General features: G+C 38.0%; 20 protein-coding genes. 13 read left to right on the top strand and 7 right to left on the bottom strand.

The window, feature by feature from the left end:
- Window positions 1–1919: 1919 nt before the first annotated feature.
- The gene (locus tag CHB66_RS14500) at window positions 1920–4184 is read right to left on the bottom strand and encodes a helix-turn-helix domain-containing protein (protein WP_245812741.1); all 2265 of its coding nucleotides are present in this window, start codon (window positions 4182–4184) and stop codon (window positions 1920–1922) included.
- 135 nt (window positions 4185–4319) lie between these two features.
- On the opposite strand from CHB66_RS14500, the gene CHB66_RS14495 reads away from it, so the two are divergent.
- Genes CHB66_RS14495 through CHB66_RS14475 form a run of 5 tightly spaced genes read left to right on the top strand, consistent with a single transcriptional unit; the run spans window position 4320 to window position 8565 of the window.
- Window positions 4320–5027 (top strand): SDR family oxidoreductase, encoded by a 708-nt coding sequence (locus tag CHB66_RS14495; RefSeq protein ID WP_089242128.1) that lies wholly within the window; start codon window positions 4320–4322, stop codon window positions 5025–5027.
- 5 nt (window positions 5028–5032) lie between these two features.
- Complete coding sequence (gene ispG, locus CHB66_RS14490; RefSeq protein ID WP_089242127.1) at window positions 5033–7012, top strand: (E)-4-hydroxy-3-methylbut-2-enyl-diphosphate synthase; 1980 nt, start codon at window positions 5033–5035, stop codon at window positions 7010–7012.
- A gap of 24 nt (window positions 7013–7036) precedes the next feature.
- Entirely contained in the window at window positions 7037–7228 is a 192-nt protein-coding gene (locus CHB66_RS14485; RefSeq protein ID WP_089242126.1) for a DUF6728 family protein, read from the top strand.
- Window positions 7229–7258: 30 nt separating this feature from the next.
- Window positions 7259–7612: an MmcQ/YjbR family DNA-binding protein gene (locus CHB66_RS14480; protein WP_089242125.1), complete on the top strand. Its 354-nt coding sequence runs from the start codon at window positions 7259–7261 to the stop codon at window positions 7610–7612.
- Window positions 7609–8565 (top strand): ABC transporter ATP-binding protein, encoded by a 957-nt coding sequence (locus CHB66_RS14475; RefSeq protein WP_089242124.1) that lies wholly within the window; start codon window positions 7609–7611, stop codon window positions 8563–8565. Before CHB66_RS14480 ends, CHB66_RS14475 begins: the two co-directional genes overlap by 4 nt.
- Before the next feature lie 37 nt (window positions 8566–8602).
- Here the strand turns inward: CHB66_RS14475 and CHB66_RS14470 are convergent, their stop codons facing one another.
- The 5 genes from CHB66_RS14470 to CHB66_RS14450 all read right to left on the bottom strand — a co-directional run bounded on the left by CHB66_RS14470 (window position 8603) and on the right by CHB66_RS14450 (window position 14410).
- Entirely contained in the window at window positions 8603–9127 is a 525-nt protein-coding gene (locus CHB66_RS14470; RefSeq protein WP_089242123.1) for an FKBP-type peptidyl-prolyl cis-trans isomerase, read from the bottom strand.
- 60 nt (window positions 9128–9187) lie between these two features.
- On the bottom strand, window positions 9188–9532 hold the full coding sequence (locus CHB66_RS14465; protein ID WP_245812740.1) for a hypothetical protein: 345 nt from the start codon (window positions 9530–9532) through the stop codon (window positions 9188–9190).
- Between the two features lie 54 nt (window positions 9533–9586).
- Window positions 9587–12361, bottom strand: coding sequence for a leucine--tRNA ligase (gene leuS / locus CHB66_RS14460; protein ID WP_089242122.1), 2775 nt, complete (start codon window positions 12359–12361; stop codon window positions 9587–9589).
- Window positions 12362–12466: 105 nt separating this feature from the next.
- On the bottom strand, window positions 12467–13441 hold the full coding sequence (locus tag CHB66_RS14455) for a hypothetical protein (protein ID WP_089242121.1): 975 nt from the start codon (window positions 13439–13441) through the stop codon (window positions 12467–12469).
- A gap of 69 nt (window positions 13442–13510) precedes the next feature.
- A complete protein-coding gene (locus CHB66_RS14450) occupies window positions 13511–14410 on the bottom strand; it encodes a mechanosensitive ion channel family protein (RefSeq protein WP_089242142.1) in 900 nt (299 codons plus the stop codon).
- A 161-nt stretch (window positions 14411–14571) separates the two neighbouring features.
- Between CHB66_RS14450 and CHB66_RS14445 the strand changes: the two genes are divergently transcribed.
- From CHB66_RS14445 to CHB66_RS14430, 4 genes are read left to right on the top strand one after another with little or no spacing between them, the layout of a single operon-like run.
- Complete coding sequence (locus CHB66_RS14445) at window positions 14572–16113, top strand: bifunctional GNAT family N-acetyltransferase/carbon-nitrogen hydrolase family protein (RefSeq protein WP_076502921.1); 1542 nt, start codon at window positions 14572–14574, stop codon at window positions 16111–16113.
- Window positions 16114–16117: 4 nt separating this feature from the next.
- Entirely contained in the window at window positions 16118–16672 is a 555-nt protein-coding gene (locus tag CHB66_RS14440) for a KdsC family phosphatase (RefSeq protein WP_089242120.1), read from the top strand.
- Window positions 16669–17517, top strand: coding sequence for a 3-deoxy-8-phosphooctulonate synthase (gene kdsA / locus CHB66_RS14435; protein WP_089242119.1), 849 nt, complete (start codon window positions 16669–16671; stop codon window positions 17515–17517). The genes CHB66_RS14440 and kdsA overlap by 4 nt, the downstream gene beginning before the upstream one ends.
- A 57-nt stretch (window positions 17518–17574) precedes the next feature.
- On the top strand, window positions 17575–19272 hold the full coding sequence (locus tag CHB66_RS14430) for a L,D-transpeptidase family protein (RefSeq protein ID WP_089242118.1): 1698 nt from the start codon (window positions 17575–17577) through the stop codon (window positions 19270–19272).
- Here CHB66_RS14430 and CHB66_RS14425 read toward each other — a convergent pair.
- The gene (locus tag CHB66_RS14425; RefSeq protein WP_089242117.1) at window positions 19261–19968 is read right to left on the bottom strand and encodes a murein L,D-transpeptidase catalytic domain family protein; all 708 of its coding nucleotides are present in this window, start codon (window positions 19966–19968) and stop codon (window positions 19261–19263) included. The genes CHB66_RS14430 and CHB66_RS14425 overlap by 12 nt on opposite strands.
- Before the next feature lie 297 nt (window positions 19969–20265).
- On the opposite strand from CHB66_RS14425, the gene CHB66_RS14420 reads away from it, so the two are divergent.
- The 4 genes from CHB66_RS14420 to CHB66_RS14405 all read left to right on the top strand — a co-directional run bounded on the left by CHB66_RS14420 (window position 20266) and on the right by CHB66_RS14405 (window position 22482).
- Complete coding sequence (locus CHB66_RS14420) at window positions 20266–20676, top strand: 6-pyruvoyl trahydropterin synthase family protein (protein WP_089242116.1); 411 nt, start codon at window positions 20266–20268, stop codon at window positions 20674–20676.
- Window positions 20636–21331 (top strand): GTP cyclohydrolase I FolE, encoded by a 696-nt coding sequence (gene folE, locus CHB66_RS14415; protein ID WP_076502915.1) that lies wholly within the window; start codon window positions 20636–20638, stop codon window positions 21329–21331. The genes CHB66_RS14420 and folE overlap by 41 nt, the downstream gene beginning before the upstream one ends.
- A 117-nt stretch (window positions 21332–21448) precedes the next feature.
- Window positions 21449–22135, top strand: a complete 687-nt coding sequence (locus CHB66_RS14410; RefSeq protein ID WP_089242115.1) for an SDR family NAD(P)-dependent oxidoreductase — start codon at window positions 21449–21451, stop codon at window positions 22133–22135.
- Window positions 22136–22218: 83 nt separating this feature from the next.
- Window positions 22219–22482, top strand: a complete 264-nt coding sequence (locus tag CHB66_RS14405; RefSeq protein WP_089242141.1) for a hypothetical protein — start codon at window positions 22219–22221, stop codon at window positions 22480–22482.
- The last annotated feature ends 2 nt before the right edge of the window (window positions 22483–22484 follow it).

Below are 22484 nucleotides of genomic sequence, written 5' to 3'. Positions count from 1 at the left end.
CGATGTAAGTCCACTATTCCTGACCAAAAAAATTACTTAACTCCGGGGGGTCACTTTGCAGCGCTGATAGGGGGTCACTTTGACCGCTATATGCAATTTATAAGAGAATATATTTAAAACTGAATAGACGATCCTTAAAAGATTAAAGTAAATGATCTTTAGATAACAAATCGAAAATATACGATAAATGTCACGTCTTAAACTTTCTAACAATTTATTATGAAATAGCTGGTACCTGAGATGGTGATGGAGAATTCAAAGGATTGATTAGACCGTGTTATTAAACTCTCCTTTTTTAAGATTTTAAAACCAAACCAATTTCTAGATAGGGTAATGAACTCGATATAGAGATTCTTATTATCTTGGGGGTATATACTTTTAATCTTTTGTATATAAAGGCAGGTTTTCTTTAGGATCATAGACTAGCATTCCTTATAATGACTCCAAATGGATGTTTAACTATTGAGTTTACAAAACCATGATTTGATTCATGGAAATCACATGAATAGAATAATTGATTTCAAATCGCCATGACCAAAACTTCCAGTTATTTTACTAAAAGTGGATGGTACAGAGGGATGAAAAAAATATCTGGGTAGAACAAATAGTAGGTTGACGAAAAGTGACATATCTTTAACTTTCCAACAATTTGTTAAGAAGTTGGAGGTGCTTGGGAGGGAGAGAGAAATTTTAAATTGATTTCAAGTCAAAAAAACCATTAATCAGCTGATAAATTTGGCTTATTAAAAATCAGTTTAAACCCCTATTTCCTAAAAGTGTTGTTGGTTGTAGATGCTTCGTCAATTAACGTGTTTTCAACAGAGAAGGGAATGTTTTTATTTCTTTAGCTTTTTCATTGAAATGCGGAAACCTGATTTAAACTAATCACTATCCATAAAATGAAAAAATTAAATTTTTAATGCATTCTAAATTTCTTTTAAATGGAGCCAAGACAATCTCATTTTTATATTTATCTATTGATTGGATAAATCTAAAGAAAATATATCCACGTGTTGATTTTTATCCTTTTTGGTATCTCAATTTTTTTAACCAAAAAAAATCCTAAAAATATTTTTTTTCACAATGTATCTTGAATGGGGGCGCTACACTCGAAAAAATAATATCCTCCACCGGCTTAGGGGGTGGAGGATACCTTGGGGGGAGGCGTATTTTTGTTATTTTGATTTTAAAAGGCCTTCCTTTTTCTCGTCATAAAGTTTTTTGACTTCTATTAATAATTTCAAATCATCCTGTAAATGATTCGAAAGTGAGAAGATATGGGGAGCCAAGTCAAAAAAGAGGTCAGAAACGACCTCTTTTTTTGTTTTATTTCCCTTTATTTTAATTTGAGGAGGTTTTTTGTGCTTCGCTATATTAAGTGGATACATGCCTTCGGCGATATAGTAGAGTAGTGTAGTCAGGTGGTTAATGTAGAAAGATAAATCGTTGCGTTCGTCACGTGAACTCCTACTGAGCATAGAAGTCAAGCCCTGTATCTCCAATGTGACTGGTTACTGATACGCTTGATCCTCTCGCTAAGTCAGCAAAGGAGCAAAGAGCGCTGAGAAAGTAGAAAAAAGACATAAGATTCAAGACAAAAGAGGGAGTCGTGCCTTTCCAAATCTTAATCTAACCAGATTTGTTAAACGTTAAAATTGTTCATCGTTAAATGTATGTTACCAGTATATTCCCTATCCTCCCACGTCTACCTGGCGTAGACAGGCTTAACGGATTATCATTTGACAGTATTTTTCCTCGGATACAAGGCTGACCACTATCTATCCAATATGGTAAGCCCTTGCAAGCCTAATATCTATTCACCTAATAACCCAATCAACTAACCCACACTAATCCCTTAATAAGCCAATCAACTAGCCCTTACATCAATCAATTCAACTAACGCCCTATTCCCTAACCTCCTAATCCCTCGCCATATGCGCTGCAACCATTCTCAATGTGGCATAATCGAATTTTTCTGGATATTTCTCGACAACCTTACTGATTTCCCCATTGGCTATTTCTATAAGAATAGCTGCTTCTTGGACGATGTCTTTTGAAAGATGTTGATGAATGTCTACTTGACCTTTTAGTATCCCTTTTGCTAGATGACTTTCAATAGTAGACTTGGTAAGCCCTCTTTCTTTTGCTATTTCTTCAATGCTGTACCCTTCTCTGCTCAGTGTATAAGTGATTTCATAGGTTTTACCTTTTTCAAGCTTGATTTTTGGAGTCCCATCTTTTTTCTTTTTTCTACCAGTTTTTGTGCTTGCAAATTTAGGGTTGTCTCTGGTAGCTTCCTTGGCTTCTTGCGCTAGTGAAATTCGCAATTGTGTAAGACTGTCTGTGATTTGAGATAACCTGCCTATTTCTTCCCCATTAAGGATAGCTGGAACTAAAATACCTACTTTCATTATTTCATTGAGCTTTCTTAAAAGCATAGTTTCAATCTCAGAAATACTATCTAAATAGCCTTTCGTTTTTGTGAATTGCTCAACTTCGGCTTGATGAGTTATGATATCTTTTAAAATTGATTTAAACAATTTGCTGTAATATGCACTTCCTTTCTCCAATCTATCCATCAATTGAAGTTGATCATTTGCATGCACGAGATAATTGAGTTGGCGTTCAAACTTGTAAGTGTTCCCCTCTTCTTGGCTGATTTTTTCAAGAATAAGACCCATAGCTTCTCGCATTTCTTTATCTTCAAATGCCATCGTACTAGTGAACTCCTTTTGAAAAACTTCTATTGCTGTAATCAAAGGACTGAAATCAAATGTTCTACTTAAAAGTTTCTGAATATATATTTTCTGATGATTCTCCAGAAGCTTATCTAAAGGCGCTTGGTGCGTATTAGTTTGATTTGTAAACTGAACAGCTGTCGGATCTGAACTGATAATATGAGATTGGATTCTGGTGCGTAGCACTAAGCCATCTAGACTTCTTAACCTACTCAATGCTACATAAACTTGCCCTGGAGCAAATGCTTGACCTACATCAATAATAGCTTTATCAAATGTCAAGCCTTGGCTTTTATGGACTGTAACAGCCCAAGCCAATTTAATTGGGAAATGCTCAAATGTTCCAATTATCTCCTCTTCCAATTCTTTGGTATCTTCTTTTACCACATAGCGCTTATTCTCCCAAACTTCCCGATGGAGCACATATTCCATTTTACTGTCATTCATGATGACTTTGATTTCATCATTGTAAATCTCTTTCACTACCGCCATCTTGCCATTGAAATAATCCGACAAGCCACTGCTATCGTTTTTGATAAACATAACTTGTGCACCTTCCTTTAATTCAAGTTTTTTCGGTATAGGATAGAGACTTTCAGGGTAATCTTTGTTGATTATGGCTTCGAAAAAATGTGATTTACTTTTCAGAGCCTTTAGTTCATTAAAGTTGTGTTCTTCGGCCTTGTAGTTATGTGTAGTAATAATGATATAATCCTCTAAAGCCTTGATTTCTTCAGGAGTTTTGTAAAACCTATTGAGAAACTGAATGTCTTCTGGAATCACTTGATTATCTCTAAGGTGGTTGAGAATTGAAATGAATTGTTCATCTCGTTGCCTGAAAATCTTATTGAGCTCGATGTAGACAAGACCAGAGTTTTGCAAGGCTTTAGCTTCAAAAAAGTGCATGCTTTTATAAAATTTTGCTAATACTTGCCATTCATGGTCTTTCACGATTGGTGGTAATTGAAACAAATCTCCAATCATCAAAACCTGAACACCTCCAAAAGGCTCGTCAAAATTTTGTTTGGCCTTTTTCATTCTGTAATCAATAGCATCTAGCAGATCAGCACGAAGCATACTCACTTCATCAATAATTATCAGTTCTATGGAATTGAGGACTTTCTTTCGAGCAGCATTGAGAGGATGTTTTCTATTGAGGGTATATTGAGTGTAAAAGTTGCCGCTATTAGAAAAATTCCCCTCAGGCTCCCTAGTAGGTAAAAAAGATCCAAAAGGAAATAAAAATTGAGAATGAATCGTCACTCCCTTTGCATGCAAGGCAGCGATCCCTGTTGGCGCGATGATGATATGGCTTTTATGTGTCAAATCTGTCAAATTCCGAAGAAAAGTGGTTTTACCTGTTCCAGCTTTTCCAGTCAAAAAGATCGGACTGCTGGTGGTGTTGACAAAATGTGCAGCTAACTCTAATCTATCTGTGCTTTCCATTTCCATAGGTTTAAAATTAGTATAAAAAAATATCAGGCACCTATCTATAATCGTTTATGTTCGCAAATCTTTCAAAAAAATGTAACTTTGTTCACGCTAGATAGTTGTCATACTAACTATTAAAACACCAAGTAAATGTCCAAACATATCTTAGTCACAGGAGGAACCAAAGGAATTGGAAGAGCAATCATAGAGAGGTTTGCAAGTGAAGGTTTCAATGTATCTACCTGTGCAAGAAACGAATCAGATCTAGAAGCTCTCAAACAATTTTTTTATGAGAATTTTCCCAATCAAAAATTACTAACATCTCAAGCCGACTTGTCTGTAAAAAATCAGGTACTTGAATTTGCTGAAAGGGTTAAGTCTTCCTTGGGCGTTCCTGATGTAATCATTAACAACACAGGAGTTTTTCTTCCTGGAGCAATACATTCTGAGCCTGATGGGAACTTAGAAATGATGATTCAAACCAACTTGTATTCTGCTTATTATCTTACAAGAGCATTTACTGAAGAGATGATTGGAAGAAAATCAGGTTATATTTTTTCAATTGGTTCGATTGCAGGTTTGACTGCCTATGCAAATGGAGGGAGCTACGCTATTTCCAAATGGGCCATGTTGGGTTTTACTAAGTGCTTGAGACAGGAATTGAAGGATTTTGGTATCAAGGTGACTTCAGTATTACCAGGAGCTACTTACACTGCAAGTTGGGCAGGTGTAGACATTCCTGAGGAAAGGTTTATGAAGTCATCAGATGTGGCAGAGTCTGTCTGGTCGGCCTACAACCTTTCGCCCAATTCAGTTGTTGAAGAAATAGTAATCAGACCACAATTAGGAGATTTATAAATCACATGGATACCAAAGCATTATTGGAAAAGATCAATTATTGTAATAGCCTGACTAGCTATTCCAGAAGGAAAACCATTCCCGTAAAAGTGGGAGATGTGGTCATTGGAGGTGATAACCCGATCGTCGTACAGTCCATGACTACTGTAGATACAATGGATACAGAGGGTTCTGTAGAGCAATGCATAAGGATGATAGAAAGTGGCTGTCAATTGATAAGAATCACTGCTCCAAGTATCAAAGAAGCTGAGAATCTTCAAAATATTAAAGATGGACTTAAAAAAAGAGGTTATAGTACCCCTCTTGTAGCCGACATACACTTTACACCAAATGCTGCAGAAATCGCGGCGAAAATTGTAGAAAAAGTCAGAATCAATCCTGGTAATTATGCTGATAAAAAGAAATTTGAGGTAATAGAGTATACAGATGAAAGCTATCAGGAAGAACTAGATAGAATTAGAGAGCGATTTCTCCCTCTAGTCAAAATCTGTAAAGAATACGGCACAGCAATGCGAATTGGAACCAATCATGGCTCCTTATCTGATAGAATTATGAGTAGGTACGGCGATACTCCACTTGGAATGGTAGAATCTGCATTGGAATTTTTAAGAATTTGTGAGGATGAGCAGTATTATGACATTGTAATTTCTATGAAGTCTTCCAATACCCAAGTGATGGTACAAGCTTACAGGCTTCTAGTTCAGAAATTAGATGAAGGTGGCTTCAAACCTTACCCTCTTCATCTTGGCGTAACAGAAGCAGGAGATGGGGAAGACGGGAGAATTAAGTCAGCTGTAGGTATTGGGACGCTCTTAGAAGATGGACTGGGTGATACAGTGAGAGTTTCGCTAACTGAAGATCCTGAATTTGAGGCACCTGTGGCCAAAGCCTTGGTGGACCGTTATGAGCATAGAGCTAGTCATGAATCAATAACTACACTCTCAAATTATCCGATCAATCCTTTTGAATACAATCGAAGAGAAACTTTTGAAGTTTATAACTTTGGTGCTACCAATGTCCCAAGAGTGATTGCCGATGTTGCAGCTATCAAGGAGATTACTCCCAAAGAAATGAAGCAAGTAGGGCATTTTTATTTACCAGAATTGGATAAGTGGAAAATGAATGATCAAGGGGCTGATTTTGTTTTCACTGGCTCTAACCCCATTCCTTTTATGCTCCCTAATGGCATGAAGGAAATCCAAAATTATGAAATATGGCAATACAATGCTGATACAGAGAATAAGTTCCCTCTATTTAGCTTTAAGGAGTTTCAGAGTGCTGATAAATTTCACCAAAAATTAAATTTTCTTTCTCTAAATGATATAGAGGTAGCTGCTGCTATTCCTTTGATCAAAGAAAGAACAGACTTGGTCATCATACTGAAAACATCAAATAGGCACAACTATCCAGCACTTAGAAGAGCCTTTGTTCATTTGTTGGAAAATCATTGTAAAATTCCTGTTGTTCCTCAAGTGGCATATCAGCAACAAAGTGATGATAAAACTATGCTTTACACAGCGACAGATATTGGCGGCTTATTGGTAGATGGACTTGGAGATGGGGTAATGATTGATGCGCAAGCGTATAGTGACATGGATAGGGAAACTATCTTGCGGCAGATCAAGTTACATAACTCCATTAGCTTCGGAGTGCTTCAAGCAGCACGAACTAGAATGTCCAAAACTGAATATATCTCCTGCCCTTCTTGTGGAAGAACACTTTTTGACCTTCAAGAGACTACTGCGATGATCAGGAAAAGAACGGATCACCTCAAAGGAGTTAAGATTGGGATCATGGGCTGTATTGTCAATGGTCCGGGTGAAATGGCGGATGCAGACTTTGGGTATGTAGGGTCTGGAAAAGGAAAAATTACTCTTTACAGAGGCAAAGAAGTGGTCAAAAGGTCAGTTCCCTCTGAAAAAGCTGTAGACGAACTTATAGAAATCATCAAAAAAGATGGAATGTGGAATGACCCTGAGGCATAAGCATCAGGTCTATAAATATTAATTATGGCTAACAATAGACTAAAAGAATTTTTCCAGCTGGGAGAATTAGGGAATTATTTCTTCAGGGTGTTTCAGAAACCTGACCCAAATAAAAAGTCAAATTTCAATTTGAGAATGATGCATGGAATCAACAAGATCTCCATCTTGATGTTTTTGGCAGCTATTATCATTTGGATTGTAAAGCGAGTGTTATAATTCGTACTTTTATCCTACAAGATGAACAGTATGGATATTGAATCTTTTAGGAAATATTGTCTCTCTAAATTTGCTGCCACGGAGGATACTCCCTTTGATGACATCACGCTTTGCTTCAAAGTTGGAGGTAAAATCTTTGCCATTATAGATATAGCATCATTTGAATGTGTCAATCTCAAATGTGACCCTGAGAAGGCGGTAGAATTGAGAGAGCAGTATCAAGCTGTGAATCCAGGATTTCACATGAATAAAAAGCATTGGAATACCATATACTTTCACCAAGATCTAAATGATGCGGCTATTTTTGACTTAGTCGACCATTCCTATGATCTGATTTTTCAAAAACTACCCAAGAAATTTAAAGAAGATCAAAGATCAACATGAGTTTTCTCAACATAGATTCTGTCAACAAAGCCTATCAAAAAGGAGAAAAAGTAGTGAAGAATTTCTCTTTGAAACTTGATAAAGGCAAAGTTTTATCCTTGGTAGGAGAGAGTGGCTCTGGAAAAAGTACGCTTCTAAGGATTATCGCTGGATTAGAAAATAAGGATTCAGGAAAAATTGATCTAGGACAACTAGTGATACAAAATCCAAATGAAAGACTGATTCCAGGTTATGATGAAGTTCAGTTGGTCTACCAGGAATACCAACTTTACCCAAGTTCAACAGTTGAGGAAAACATCTCAAGACCATTGATCCAATATGATAGAAAATATAGAGATCAACGAGTCAAAAGTCTGCTCAAACTGCTTAAGCTTGAGCCATTCAAAGATAAACTTCCTCGTCAACTCTCAGGTGGCCAACAACAAAAAGTCGCCATTGGAAGGGCATTGAGCTTGGAGCCAGAGGTATTGCTTCTTGATGAACCTTTTTCAAGTTTGGATGCGATTCAAAGAAGGGAATTGATTGAAGAACTGAAAGAGATGTTCAATGAATTAAACGTCACCGTACTTTTTGTGACGCATGATTTGGATGATGCCCTTCAAATGACCTCAGATCTCGCTATCATGCAAGGAGGGAAATTGATTCAACGCGGTAGTCCCGAAGAGATATTTAAACAGCCAAAGAATCTCTATGCAGCAAAGCTATTTAGTACGCTCAATGCTATCCAAAATAAAAACAAAACTTTTATCAGACCAGCTGATATCCAATTATTCAAAAGTACAGGCCTTGCGGCAAAAGTAATTGAAAAGCAATATTTGATTCACTACAATCAATTGACAGTGCATACTAGTGATGGGATGATTTGGAAAGTAGAGGACAAGCAGAGATCCTTTGAGCAAGGTGATAAGGTTTATCTCAAATGGGACGTTTCAAATGAGATAACTTTTAAATAATAAAGCCTCAGACTTTACTACCTGAGGCTCTAATTTTTTAATGCTGATGCCCATGCTCGCCATGAACATGACCGTGTTCAATTTCTTCTGCTGTAGCTTTTCTTACCTCGTGAATTTCTCCATCAAAATGTAAGTCAAAACCTACCAAGGGATGATTGAAGTCCAAAAGGATCTCATCTCCTAGGTCCTTCAAAACTTTAGCCTGCATTTGATACCCATTTTCATCTACAAGTGGAAGGAAGTTACCTTCTTCCAGCATGTTCTCTTCAAAACCTCTCTCGCTCGTAAATTGATCTTTTGGCAAGCTCATGATCATTTCATCATCAGCAGGTCCATATGCTTCTGCAGCTGTCAATACAAAGCTAAAGCTCTCTCCTTGATTTTTACCTGCAAGTAGTTCTTCAAATTTCTCCGGTAATCCACTATTCCCAAAAAGAAAATAAAATGGGTCCTCATCATCTCTCACTTCTACACTAAATGGTGCAGATTCCACTTCTTCCTCTTCTTTGCTGACTTTTAGTTCGTAGGTTAGTCCTACTACGGTGTTCTTTGTGATTTTCATAGTCTAATATTCTTCTACAAAGTTAAGGTTATTTCCCCAACTGCCTTGGTAATTGGTTTTTTACTTAAACGCTCCATTGAACATGACCAGAAAAATCCCTATCATACTTAGGATAAAGCTCAGGAATACTATTCCTTCCTTCTTCTTGATAGAACCGTATATGGCTGTTGCAAATATCGCTGCGAAAATCAACCCAAATGTCAATGTATTCCATAAATATAATTCCAAATTACCATGGTAGTAAGGGGCCTCAGGGTTTGTAGCTTGTAAGGTGACCTCTTCTTTGAAAAATACAGCACCTATCCATTCTCTCAAGTAGGAATATGCAAATATCCCAGAAGATAAAATAGCAGCTATATTGACAAATATTCTATTCATGATGAATCCTAGAAAAAAACAGGCCATTAGAAAAGACTTTAGGACTTCCCAATGACCCGAATATGAGTTTATCTGATTTTTTTATAGGACAATATTTACAATCTTACCTGGTACCACAATCATCTTTTTGGGAGCTTGACCTTCCAACCATTTCTGAACGGTATCATCTTCCAAAGCGGCTTTCTCGATTTCCTCTTTGGTCAAAGAAAGCGGTAAGGTAAGCTTGGTACGCATTTTACCATTGATAGAAACAGGATATTCATGACTGCTCTCTACCAAAAATTCCTCTTTGAATTCTGGGAAAGTAGCATGAATAATGGATTTCTTATGACCCAACAATGCCCAAAGCTCTTCTGCAATATGCGGTGCATAGGGAGACACGATTATGGCCAATTGTTCCAAGACTTCTCTTTTATTGCACTTCAAAGCAGTCAGTTCATTCACACAAATCATAAAAGAAGCCACTGAGGTGTTGAAGGAATAATTCTCCAAATCTTCCTGAGTCTTTTTGATGGTTTTATGCAAGGTTTTCAATTCCTCAGGACTGGCTTTTTCTTCAGAAATAGAAATATTGCCATTGTTGTCATGATAAAGTTTCCAGAGTTTTTTGAGAAACTTGGATACGCCGTCGATACCATTGGTATTCCATGGTTTGAATTGCTCTAATGGACCTAAGAACATTTCGTACAACCTTAATGTATCCGCGCCATAGCGCTCAACGATATCATCTGGATTGACAACGTTGTAGTATCTTTTTGACATTTTTTCCACCTCAGCTCCGCAGATGTATTTGCCATCTTCCAGGATAAACTCAGCGTCAGCCAAATCCGGCCTCCAAGATTTGAATTTGTCCAAATTCAATTGATCGTTATGAACGATATTGACATCTACGTGCATGGCTGAAGTTTCATACTGATCTTTTAGCCCGAGGCTAACAAACTTATTGCTGCCTTTTACCCTATACACAAAATTAGACCTTCCTTGGATCATGCCTTGGTTGATCATTTTCTGGAAAGGTTCTTTAATGCTCACTGCTCCGATATCATAGAGGAACTTGGTCCAGAACCTTGAATAAAGCAAGTGTCCTGTGGCGTGCTCTGCACCACCGATATATAAGTCTACCGCGCCCCAGTATTTGGCGATTTCTTCATCTACAAATTTCTCTGTGTTCTTTGGGTCCATATATCGGAAGAAGTACCAGCTGGAACCTGCCCAACCCGGCATTGTGCTTCTTTCCAGAGGAAAAGTACCCTCGGCGGTTGTGTAATTCCAGTCTTTGGCCCTCGCCAAAGGCGGTTCACCATCTTCAGTTGGCAAATATTTATCAACCTCCGGCAATACCAAAGGCAAGTCTTTTTCATCAATCAAGTATGGAAGTCCATCTTTGAAGTAAACAGGTAGCGGTTCTCCCCAATAGCGCTGACGGGTGAAAATGGCATCACGCATCCTGAATTGGATTTTACCTTTTCCTATTTTCTTTTCTTCCAAAAAGGCGATTGCCTTGTCCATGGCGGGTTTCATCTCCAAACCTGAAAGGAAGTCTGAATTCATGATAGTACCTCCTTTTCCCGGAAAAGAACCTTCCTCCATGCTGCCTTCTATCACCTGTCTGATCTCAAGTCCAAAATGCTTGGCAAAATTATAATCCCTTTCATCATGCGCAGGAACAGCCATCACAGCTCCCGTTCCATATCCAGCCAATACATAGTCCGCTACCCAAATCTGGATTTCCTCTCCATTGAATGGATTGATGGCATAGGAACCTGTAAATGCTCCTGAGATGGTCTTGACATCGGACATCCTTTCACGCTCTGACCTGTTTTTGGCAACTTCTACATAAGCTTCAGCAGTTGTTCTTTGGTCTTCAGTGATCAAGTCCTCAACATAGTCATGCTCAGGTGCCAAAGCCAAATAAGTGACACCATAAATGGTGTCAATTCTTGTGGTGAAAACCTTGATTTTCTTATCTTGACCTTTGACTTGGAATACCATCTCTGCACCTGTGGATTTGCCTATCCAGTTGCGTTGCATTTCTTTGATAGGTTCGTTCCATTCCACAGTTTCTAGGCCTTTCAATAACCTGTCAGCATAGGCAGTGATTCGCATAGACCATTGCATCATTTTTTTGCGTTCCACAGGATGGCCTCCTCTTTCGGAAAAACCGTCTTTTACTTCATCGTTGGAAAGTACAGTGCCTAGAGCAGCACACCAGTTGACGGTTGTTTCTGCCAAATAGGTCAAGCGATATTTTAAAAGCATTTCCTGCTTTTCCTTTTCGGAAAAAGCATTCCAATCATCTGCCGAAAACTCAGGTGTATCTTCATCACATACGGCATTGATTCCAGAGTTGCCCTTGGCCTGGAATTTTTCGATTAAGCTGGCGATGCTTTTGGCTTTGTCTTCAGTCTTGTCATAATAACAGTTGAAAAGCTGCATGAATATCCATTGTGTCCACCTGTAATAAGATGGATCGGAAGTTCTCACCTCTTTTTCCCAGTCAAAAGCAAAACCAATATTCTTGAGTTGCTCCGTATATCTTTTGATATTCTCCTCAGTAGTAATGGCAGGGTGTTGCCCTGTCTGAATGGCGTATTGTTCAGCTGGAAGCCCAAAGGAGTCATAACCCATGGGATGCAGGACATTGAATCCTTGCAACCTTTTGTAACGAGTGATGATATCAGAGGCAATATAGCCCAGTGGGTGTCCAACATGTAGCCCTGCCCCTGAAGGGTAAGGAAACATGTCCAAAGAATAAAATTTAGGTTTGCTAGGATCTACTTTGGCATTGAAAATCTGGTTTTGCTCCCAGTACTGCTGCCATTTCTTTTCTATTACTTGAGGATTATAATCAGCCATTTTTGATTAAAAGCTTAAAGATTTTTGAATTGCTTGCAAAAATAGAAAAAATAGCTAGAAATGACCTTCAAATCCTCAAGAAGGGTAGCGGAAAGGTGATAATTATTACCAGAATCTGAATCGTTTCTCGTATAGTCTATTCCTAAAGATCCAGTTGTCCCATATATCTGGCGATAAATAGATTTCTATTCCAAGATTGATGCCTAGATAGCCATCAAATCTCTCTGTCAATCCAGAACCTCTTCTAATACGACCTCTGTTACCTATGATTTTATCTATGTCAGGTATAATTAGATCATCGTCAATATAAAAATCAGGATTTCTAATTGCAAAAAGTAACCTGTCTGGATTAGGACCTTGGCCATTAACTCCATAATCTGCAAGAAGATCTAAGTAAAACTCACTTATATTAAAAGCGCTAATATCATCCATGTAATCGGTTAATGTCCACCTGTAGTTCAACTCCAATGTTAAATCAGCGTAGACACTCAACTTATATTTCGCTCCAATTCCGGTGGGGAATACGACGATATATTTATTGTATGGGTTATTTTCAACTTGTAAGGGTCTTAAAGACACCCAATTTTCCACACCTCTTCTTAAATCTCTTGGATCTAAAGCCTTGGGGTCATTTGAAGACATACCCACTCCTGCAAAACCATATAGGTTAAAGTAACTTCTTGTGATATTATAGACTTTGACAGGCTTCCAGTGAAATTCTCCAATCAAGGAAGCTTCCATGTTCCTTGCTCTAAAATGAAGATTTCTAGGTGTCCTTAAAGCTGTAGGATCCGAAGGTGGATCTTGTCCTGATATTTGATAATAAGTAAATTCTGCTCTAGCTCTTATCCTCGTACCTAGTGTTCTTCTCAAAGCAATGTTAGCATTCCAATCCGGTTGTACGCCTTCATTGTACTTCCAGAGAGAATATAATTCCCCAAAATACTGGGTAGGGCCAGCGGAGACAGATATAGACCAAGGTTCTTCAAATCTATAACGATACAAACTTTGGGCAAATGTCTGTTCAGATACTAAGAATAGTATTAAGAAAAAGCTAATATTTCTAAGTAATCTAAGCATCTTATTTTGACCTGATTGCAATGATCTTAGGTTTGAATTTAATTCGACATGTAAATAAAGTAAGAATCTTTAGCTTTTCAATTTTTCTCCACCCGAAATGATGTGAATATCTCTTTGAGGGAAAGGGATTTCAATTCCCTCTTCGTTAAATTTTTTGAAAATCTCATAATATAACTGACTCTTCAATACCTTGGGTTTACTGATATATTCTGAAGTCCATACTCTCAAATAAAAGTTCAAGCTACTATCACCAAATTCATCAAAAAGCACGTCTGGAGCAGGAGTTTTCAAGACGCCTTCATTCTTTATAGCTACCTCAAGGAGAATATTTTTTACCTTTTGAGGATTCTCTTTGTAAGATACGCCTACAGGAAAATTGAATCGAATATTTCTGTCATTGTGAGACCAATTGATTACCTGACTATCTATAAACTGACTATTTGGGACGATTACTGAAATATTGTCATTGGTCACTATCGTGGTGGACCTCGCGGAGATTTTGATCACATCACCAGAGATGTCTCCGACCTCTATTCTGTCTCCCACCTTGATAGGTTGCTCAAAAAGAATGATCAATCCCGAAATAAAATTATTGGTGATATTCTGCAAACCAAAACCTATACCCACACCGAGCGCTCCTGCTAGGATACCGAATGCACTTAAATCAATCCCATTGGTCTGAAGAATGGAAACCATCCCTGCGATAATAATTACATATTTGACAATAGTACCTACAGACTGTCTTGTACCTCGCTCTATCTGATATTTGGATAGGACTCTATTAACCAGTATTTTTCTGACAAATTCAGAAATGATCAATAAAAGAAAAATCGAAAAAACTAAAGTGAATAAAAGGCCAACAGTGAGACTTGACTCTCCAATTGAAAAAAGTTTTTGACTCAGGAAATCATTCATAATTTCAAAAAAATCAGAAACTGTTTCTTTTTTAAATTCTATTATTTCATCCATACCTGTTTTCTGCTCCAAATTTACAATGTCCAAATTACACTAATCTGGTAATTAAATCAATCTGGCTAAATCTTTGTTCAATATTCGAAAGAAACTTCGGTTTTGGACGACACCTGATCCGCTTTTAAAATTATTGACTGAATTTTATTTAATTTTGTAACATGACTAAGCAGAAAGAAGAATTAGAACACCGCTTAAAGTTAAGGAATATCAAACTCTCTGATTATGATGATATCAGGGATATCATGGTGAGTATATACAAAGACCAAGGTGGGGCTTGGACCCGTCAAGAGTTGAAGAATCAGATCAAAGCTTTCCCAGAAGGACAGATTTGCATTGAAGATAATGGCAAGGTTGTGGCTGCTGCATTGAGCTTAGTAGTTGATTATTCTAAATTTGGGGACAATCACACCTATGATCAAATCACTGGTTTTGGGAAATTTGACACGCATGACAATGAAGGGGATACGCTGTATGGTACGGATGTTTTCGTTCACAAAGAATATAGAGGAATGCGTTTGGGAAGAAGGCTTTATGACGCCCGAAAAGAACTTTGCGAAAACCTCAACCTAAGGTCCATCATCGCAGGAGGTCGTATTCCTGGCTATTCCAAGTATTATGATCAGATGACACCAAGGAAGTATATTGACTTAGTGAAAAGTAAAGAAATATTTGATCCTGTATTGTCTTTTCAGCTGGCCAATGAATTTCACGTAAGGAAAGTAATCACCAAATACCTGCCAGAAGATACTGATTCTAGAGCTTATGCAACACTGCTAGAGTGGATCAATATTTATTATGAAAAAGACGAGAAGCTAATAGGCAACAAAAAGTCCATCGTAAGACTAGGACTGGTGCAATGGAAAATGCGTCGATTTAATAATGTAGACGACTTGATGCAACAGGTGGAATTTTTTGTAGATACCGTTTCAGGCTACAAATCTGACTTTTGTTTGCTTCCTGAGTTTTTCAATGCTCCACTCTTAGCTGAGTTCAATGATATGGATGCTTCTGAAGCGATCAGGAATCTGGCAGATTATACCGATGAGATCGTGACTAGGATGCGAGACTTAGCACTTTCCTACAATGTCAATATCATCGCAGGGAGTATGCCTGAGTATGATGGGAAAAAGCTACGAAATGTAAGCTACCTCTGCCGCAGAGATGGTACCATTGACAAGCAATACAAGTTGCATATTACTCCCGATGAACAGTCCTATTGGGGTCTCCAAGGTGGTAATGGTATCAAAGTTTTTGATACCGATGCTGGGAAGATTGGCATATTGATTTGCTATGACGTTGAGTTTCCTGAGTTGGGTAGAATTCTTGCCGAACAAGAAATGGATATCTTATTCGTGCCTTTCTGGACAGATACCAAAAATGCCTTCTTAAGAGTGAATACCTGTGCCAAAGCAAGGGCAGTAGAAAATGAATGTTATGTGGCTATTACTGGCTCTGTAGGTAACCTTCCGCGAGTAGAAAACATGGATATTCAGTATTCCCAGGCAGCCATCTATTCCCCATCAGATTTTTCATTTCCTCATGATGCGACTGTTGCTCAAGCTTCGGAAAATGCCGAAACGACCATTGTAGCAGATGTTGATCTGGACTTATTGACCAAACAGCGCAAAGCGGGAAGTGTAAGAAATTTAGAACAAAGAAGACTGGACCTGTATTCAGTTCAGTTGAAGAAAAAGAAATAAAAACATGCAAAATTACCTCTCAGCACTGACTGAGGACATCAAGCTCAAAGCAAAAAATATACGTCTTGTCATCACCGATGTAGATGGTGTACTCACCGATGGTGGTATCATCTATGATGACAATAAGCTAGAATATAAGCGATTCAATGTCAAAGATGGCTTGATCGTTCATTACCTTAGGAAGAATGGCATCATGGTAGGTGCCATTACAGGAAGAAATTCAAAAGTCGTAGAAAATCGCTGTGAGGAACTGAGATTTGACTTTCATTATCATGGAATCAAAGACAAAGGAAGGAAACTCATTGAGATTTTGGAAACCCTAGAGCTCTATCCTGACGAAGTCGCTTACATTGGAGATGATTTGATCGATCTCCCAATCCTTAGTAGAGTGGGTTTGTCTGCTTGTCCAGCAGATGCCTTACCTTACGTTCAGTCCAGAGTTGACTTTGTGTCCTCGCTCAATGGAGGGCAAGGGGTATTCAGAGAGCTTGCAGATGCTATCTTGATCTCCAAAGATATGATGGATGAAATAATCGAAAATTTAACCAAAAAGCAATGAATAAATTCACCCAGCCAATGAAAATCACTGACAAAGTGATTTTAGGACTAGATAAGCCAGTACTTTTTGCAGGGCCTTGCGCCGTGGAGAGTTATGATATTTGTATTGAAATCGGATCTACAGTAAAGGCACTTGCGGAGAAATATGGATTTTCATATGTTTTCAAAGCATCCTTTGATAAAGCCAACAGGACTTCTTCAGGTTCTTTTAGAAGTATAGGGATGGATCAGTCTCTTGAGGTCTTACAACGCGTAGGCAAAGAATTACAAGTGCCTTTGGTGACAGATATTCATGAAAGCTATCAGGCAGTTGATGTAGCAGAAGTTGTAGATGTACTTCAGATCCCTGCTTTCTTATGTAGGCAGACAGACTTGCTATTGGCAGCTGGAGAGACAGGAAAGGCTGTCAAAATCAAGAGAGGGCAATTCATGGCTCCTGAAGACATGCAATATGCAGTGACCAAAGTCAGGTCAACTGGAAATGAAAATGTGTGCTTGACGGAAAGAGGATTTTCCCTAGGTTATCATAATTTAGTAGTCGACATGAGAGGCTTGCCAATCATGCGTCAGTTTGCACCTGTTGTCTTTGATATTACTCACAGTGTACAGCAACCCGGTGGTCAAGGTGGAACAAGTGGAGGTCAGCGTGAGTTTGCACCTTTCCTTGCAAGAGCAGCTGCTGCTACAGGAATAGATGGCTTTTTCATCGAGACGCATCCCGAGCCGGCTAAAGCCCTCAGTGATGGGCCTAACCTTATTCCTCTGCATAGAATGGAAGGCTTCTTAGAGATGTTATTTGATGCATGGGAATTGGGTAGAAAATATCAAGATTTCAATGTTCAGTAAAAATGAAAAAAGGGAATTCACTTTGATGAATTCCCTTTTTTATGGATTTTCAACTTTATGAAAAGATTTAGTCTTATTACATTCCTTGTGATCCTTTGGTGTGTAAAACCGGTGGAGATATATTCCCAGCATTCGACTGAGACAGTGGCTGCGGTGATCAATAGCCTGATAGAAATTGATGACCCAGAGAGATCTACTAAAGTTTTTGGGCAAGACTTGTTCAGTACTGTCGTCTTAAGACGATTTTACAGTGAGCGTTTGTTTTTACCTGCCTGGACAGATGGGCTGGCACTTCCAGAGATTGCTTATGAAATGCGCTATGAGATCCAACAGATTCAATTTGACGGACTGAACCCAAATGATTATCACCTCCAAGCCATCAATCAGCTTTTCAATCGCTTCGAAGCGGCCCGTAAAGGGGAAGGGGAATTCACAATAGTTGATTTCGCAAATTTAGATGTGCTACTAACTGACGCCTACATCATTCTTTCCTCCCATTTATATTTAGGAAAAATAAATCCCGAAAGCCTCAAGTCTGAATGGAATATCCAAAGAACCGCCCCAGAATTAAGGATAGATCAAAGACTGACTTTAGCCTTGCAAAATCAAAGCATCAGAAAGAGTTTTGAACAACTATATCCGTCCTTTCAAGTCTATAAAAAGATGAGGGATGCACTCAGATTCCTCTATGAAGATGAAAAACGATTCCAGTCTAATCCCGTGGCACAATGGAAGACTTTGAAGATTGATAAGTCTATCAAGCTAGGGGATACGCATAATCAAATGGATGAAATCAGAGCTAGACTTAGATTTTGGAAATACTTGGAGGAGTATGAACTTGAAAATGATAGAAGCTATGATTCTTTGATGCAGCAAGCTATCATCAAACTCCAAAAGCGTCATGGAATGGAACCTGATGGAGTCATAGGACAAGGTACAATTCATGCCTTGAACCAAAAACCAGCTGATCTGATCGCTACAGCTAGAATTAATATGGAACGCTTTAGATGGCTGCCTGAAAATGTCAAAGATCAAGAAGTTATTTTGGTCAATACAGCTAATTTCCAATTGGATTTTATCTCTAAAAGAGATACCATCTTGAGTTCAAGGGTTATAGTAGGGAAGAATTATCACTCTACACCTCAATTCAGCGCAGAGATGTCATATCTTGTTTTTAGTCCCACTTGGACTATTCCCAATTCCATCACTAGAAATGAGATAATTCCAGCGGTGAAGAAAAATCCAGATTACCTCAGAAGTAAAAATATGAAAGTACTCACAGCAAGTGGGCAAGAGGTAAATTCTGCAAATATTGACTGGCAAAAAGTAAACCCTAGAAATTTCCCATATATCATCAGACAAGAGCCTGGTGAGCAAAATTCCCTAGGCTTAGTTAAATTTATGTTCCCTAATAAATACAGCGTTTATATCCATGATACACCAGCAAGAAGTCTTTTTGCTAGGGAGGACAGGGCTTTGAGTCATGGATGTATCCGACTGCAAAAGCCATTTGAGTTTGCTAAAATTTTACTTCAGCATGACCCTACTTGGACCGATGAAAAAATCAGTCAGTCCATGAAATTGAATAAAGAACGAATTGTAAACTTGGATAGAAAAATACCAGTAGTGATACTATACCTGACATTTTGGACAGACAGTATCGGAAATGAATTTTTCAGAAGGGATATCTATAACAGGGATCAAGAGATTCTCACAGCATTGAATCAACCTAGAGGTCGAAAATCAGGTATTTAGAATAGGAGATTTTTCAAGATATTGGGTATCATTCCCATAAATAAAAAGAAGTGATTGGCCCTTAATCAGATCGATTACTTCTTTGGCCTCTTCACGAGGTAATGCCGGGCAACCCAAGCTTCTTCCTAGTCTTCCTGTGACTTGGATAAATTCTTCTTTGGCATAATCTGCGCCATGTATTACTATGGCTCTTTCCCTAGCTTTATCATTGAAGCCCTGTTCAAGCCCATCGAGTCGCAAGGAATATCCGTGTTTTCCCTGATAGGTTTCAGCTGTGAGATAGAAACCCAAACTGCTCATGTACGATGAATTTTTGTTGGAAAAGTGCTTTGCTAATAAATCGCCTGAGTTTCTCCCGTGAGATACATAGCCATAATGTAAGATGACTCCTGAGACTACATCTATGATCCACATCCGTTTTTCTGATGAAGGAAGACTGAAGTCAATAATGGTCAAGGGCTTGTTTTCTGGAATTTTGTTTTCATTAACCAACTTTTGATGACCTGTGCTGCCAAGAGAAAGGATGCTTTCTTTAGGCATATTGAAAGCAGCATTGTGCGGATGAGAATATACTAGATCAATTTCTAGTCCACTGATAGGCCTGATCATGGGTTCATTTTTGAATGAACTAGCTGCAAAGAAATTGGAAAGAAGGCCTGAAGTAAGACAAATAAGTGTAAGGGTGATTTTCTTCATTGTCTATATAATCTACATCTCCGTAAATAAAGTTCCGATTATGATAAAAATCAAGTGATCAGTCGCTTATCTTAGAAGAAAAATGATTTCTCTTCGCATATCCATCCCATTGGAACTGTTTTTGACCAATTGCTTGTTAAATTGCGAGCTGAAAATCAATCAATTCTAAGATTTGTAGTTTCAATCCTCTAGAAGAAGTGAGTTTTTATTAGCTTGTCACCCAGTATTTTGACTATTTTGTTTAAACTTATTTTAATAAAATTAAACAAAAATTCAAAAGATGAAGTTTGATAAACAATGAAAGTAGCAGTATACAGAAAAGAACATTTCAACGCAGCGCATAGGTTACATAATCCTAACTGGTCAGATGAAAAAAATCAAGAGATATTTGGTAAGTGTAATAACCCAAATTTCCATGGACATAATTATGAATTGATTGTAAAATTGGTGGGGCCTGTAGATCCTGACACAGGGTATGTATTCGACATGAAAGTATTGAGCGATCTGATCAAGGTTAATGTCTTGAATAGATTTGATCATAAAAATTTAAATCTAGATACAAATGAATTTAAAAACCTTAACCCAACTGCGGAGAACATTGCTGTGGTTATTTGGAATATTTTAAGAACTGAAATTGATACTAAATACGACTTAACAATTCGTTTATATGAAACAGAAAGAAACTTTGTTGAATACGATGGAAATTAATGTGAACAGAGACATTGATGAAATCGGAGATGAACACGTAGGTACATCTTATGATACCCCATTAAGAGAAGATGCATTTGAAATGGATGATGAGCTGAAAATAGAGCTGATCGAGAAGCACTTCAAAGAAATCATGCTCATCATGGGCTTAGACTTGACTGACGATAGTCTCAAAGGTACTCCGAAGAGAGTGGCCAAGATGTATGTAAAAGAAATTTTTAGCGGTCTGAATCCTAAAAATAAGCCAGCAGCTAAGCTGTTTGAAAATAAATATAAATACAATGAAATGCTTGTGGAGAAAGATATTACTTTCTTCTCTAATTGTGAGCACCATTTCGTACCGATATATGGCAAAGCTCATGTTGCATACATTTCCAATGGTAATGTAATTGGACTTTCTAAGATCAACAGGATCGTTCAGTATTTTGCCAAAAGACCTCAGGTACAAGAAAGATTGACCATGCAGATAGGTAATGAGTTGAAAGAAATCCTTGGTACGGATGATGTAGCGGTGGTGATAGATGCCAATCACATGTGCGTATCTTCAAGAGGAATCAATGATGTCAACAGCTCTACAGTGACATCCTACTACAGTGGAAAATTCGAAAGAGATGAACAATCAAGAAATGAATTCATGAAATACATTTCTATGTAAATATTAGCGTAAACTAAACCAACAAGAAGGGCCAAAATGTACGTTTTGGTCTTTTTTTTTGCCCTTTGGGAGCAAACATTTTACACTTAAATTGATTAATATATAAAGCATAAGATTATGAATAATAAGAATATAGTAATCATTGGAGGTAACTCAGGAATTGGTAAATCGGTAGTAGAAAAATTAGAAGCAGAAGGAGCCAATATTTTTTCGTATTCAAGGTCAGCGTCTGGGGATTTTCAACTTGACGTGACTTCAGACTTCAAAGAGCTTACAGGGCTTCCTGAAGTAATCGATGGCTTGGTTTATTGTCCTGGATCTATTAATCTCAAGCCTTTTCATAGATTTTCTATAGATGATTTCAAAAGTGATTACGAGATCAATGTGCTTGGCGCGGTCAAAGTGCTTCAAGCATGCATGAAAGGGTTGAAAAAATCTAATACCGCCTCAGTAGTCCTTTATAGTACTGTGGCTGTTCAAGTTGGTCTAGGTTTTCATGCATCAATTGCCAGTGCCAAAGGAGCAGTTGAAGGACTGACTAGGTCACTTGCAGCAGAGTGGGCACCTAACAAAGTGAGGGTTAATGCTATTGCGCCTTCTTTGACAGACACACCATTGGCAAATCAACTATTGGGTAATGATGATAAAAAGGAAGCATCAAATAAGCGTCATCCATTAGGAAGGTACGGTCAGCCTGATGATATTGCAGCTGCGACAGTTTATTTACTTTCAGATGCCGCTTCATGGATGACTGGCCAGATTTTGCACTTGGATGGGGGAATGTCTTCGGTGAAAGGCATGTAAATCAAAAATTGTTCAAAACAATTAGGGTAGATATAGTGTAGTAAATAAAGGGTATGTTCCCACGAGTAACAAGTACAAAGATTATGAAGACTCCACCAGAATCATTTTTGATTTTCAAGGAAGAACTAAAAAAAGCCAGATTAGAAAAAGAACGACTTCAAAGGGAATACGAATCTAAATTGGCTAATATGAATAACGAACTGGAGAGGTTGAAAGAACAGATTGCTGCACAACAGGAGCTGATGAAGACAACTTTGGAATATGCCATCCGTTTGGAAGAGAACTTGGACAGTTTTAAAGTTGAAGTAGCCAATGCACCATCGCTGAAAAAGAAGTCATTTCATTAACC

Source organism: Belliella buryatensis (assembly GCF_900188245.1).
GTDB classification, from domain to species: Bacteria; Bacteroidota; Bacteroidia; order Cytophagales; family Cyclobacteriaceae; genus Belliella; species Belliella buryatensis.
Note: the sequence above shows the minus strand (reverse complement) of the source record. Positions and strands in the feature narration are given on the sequence as shown.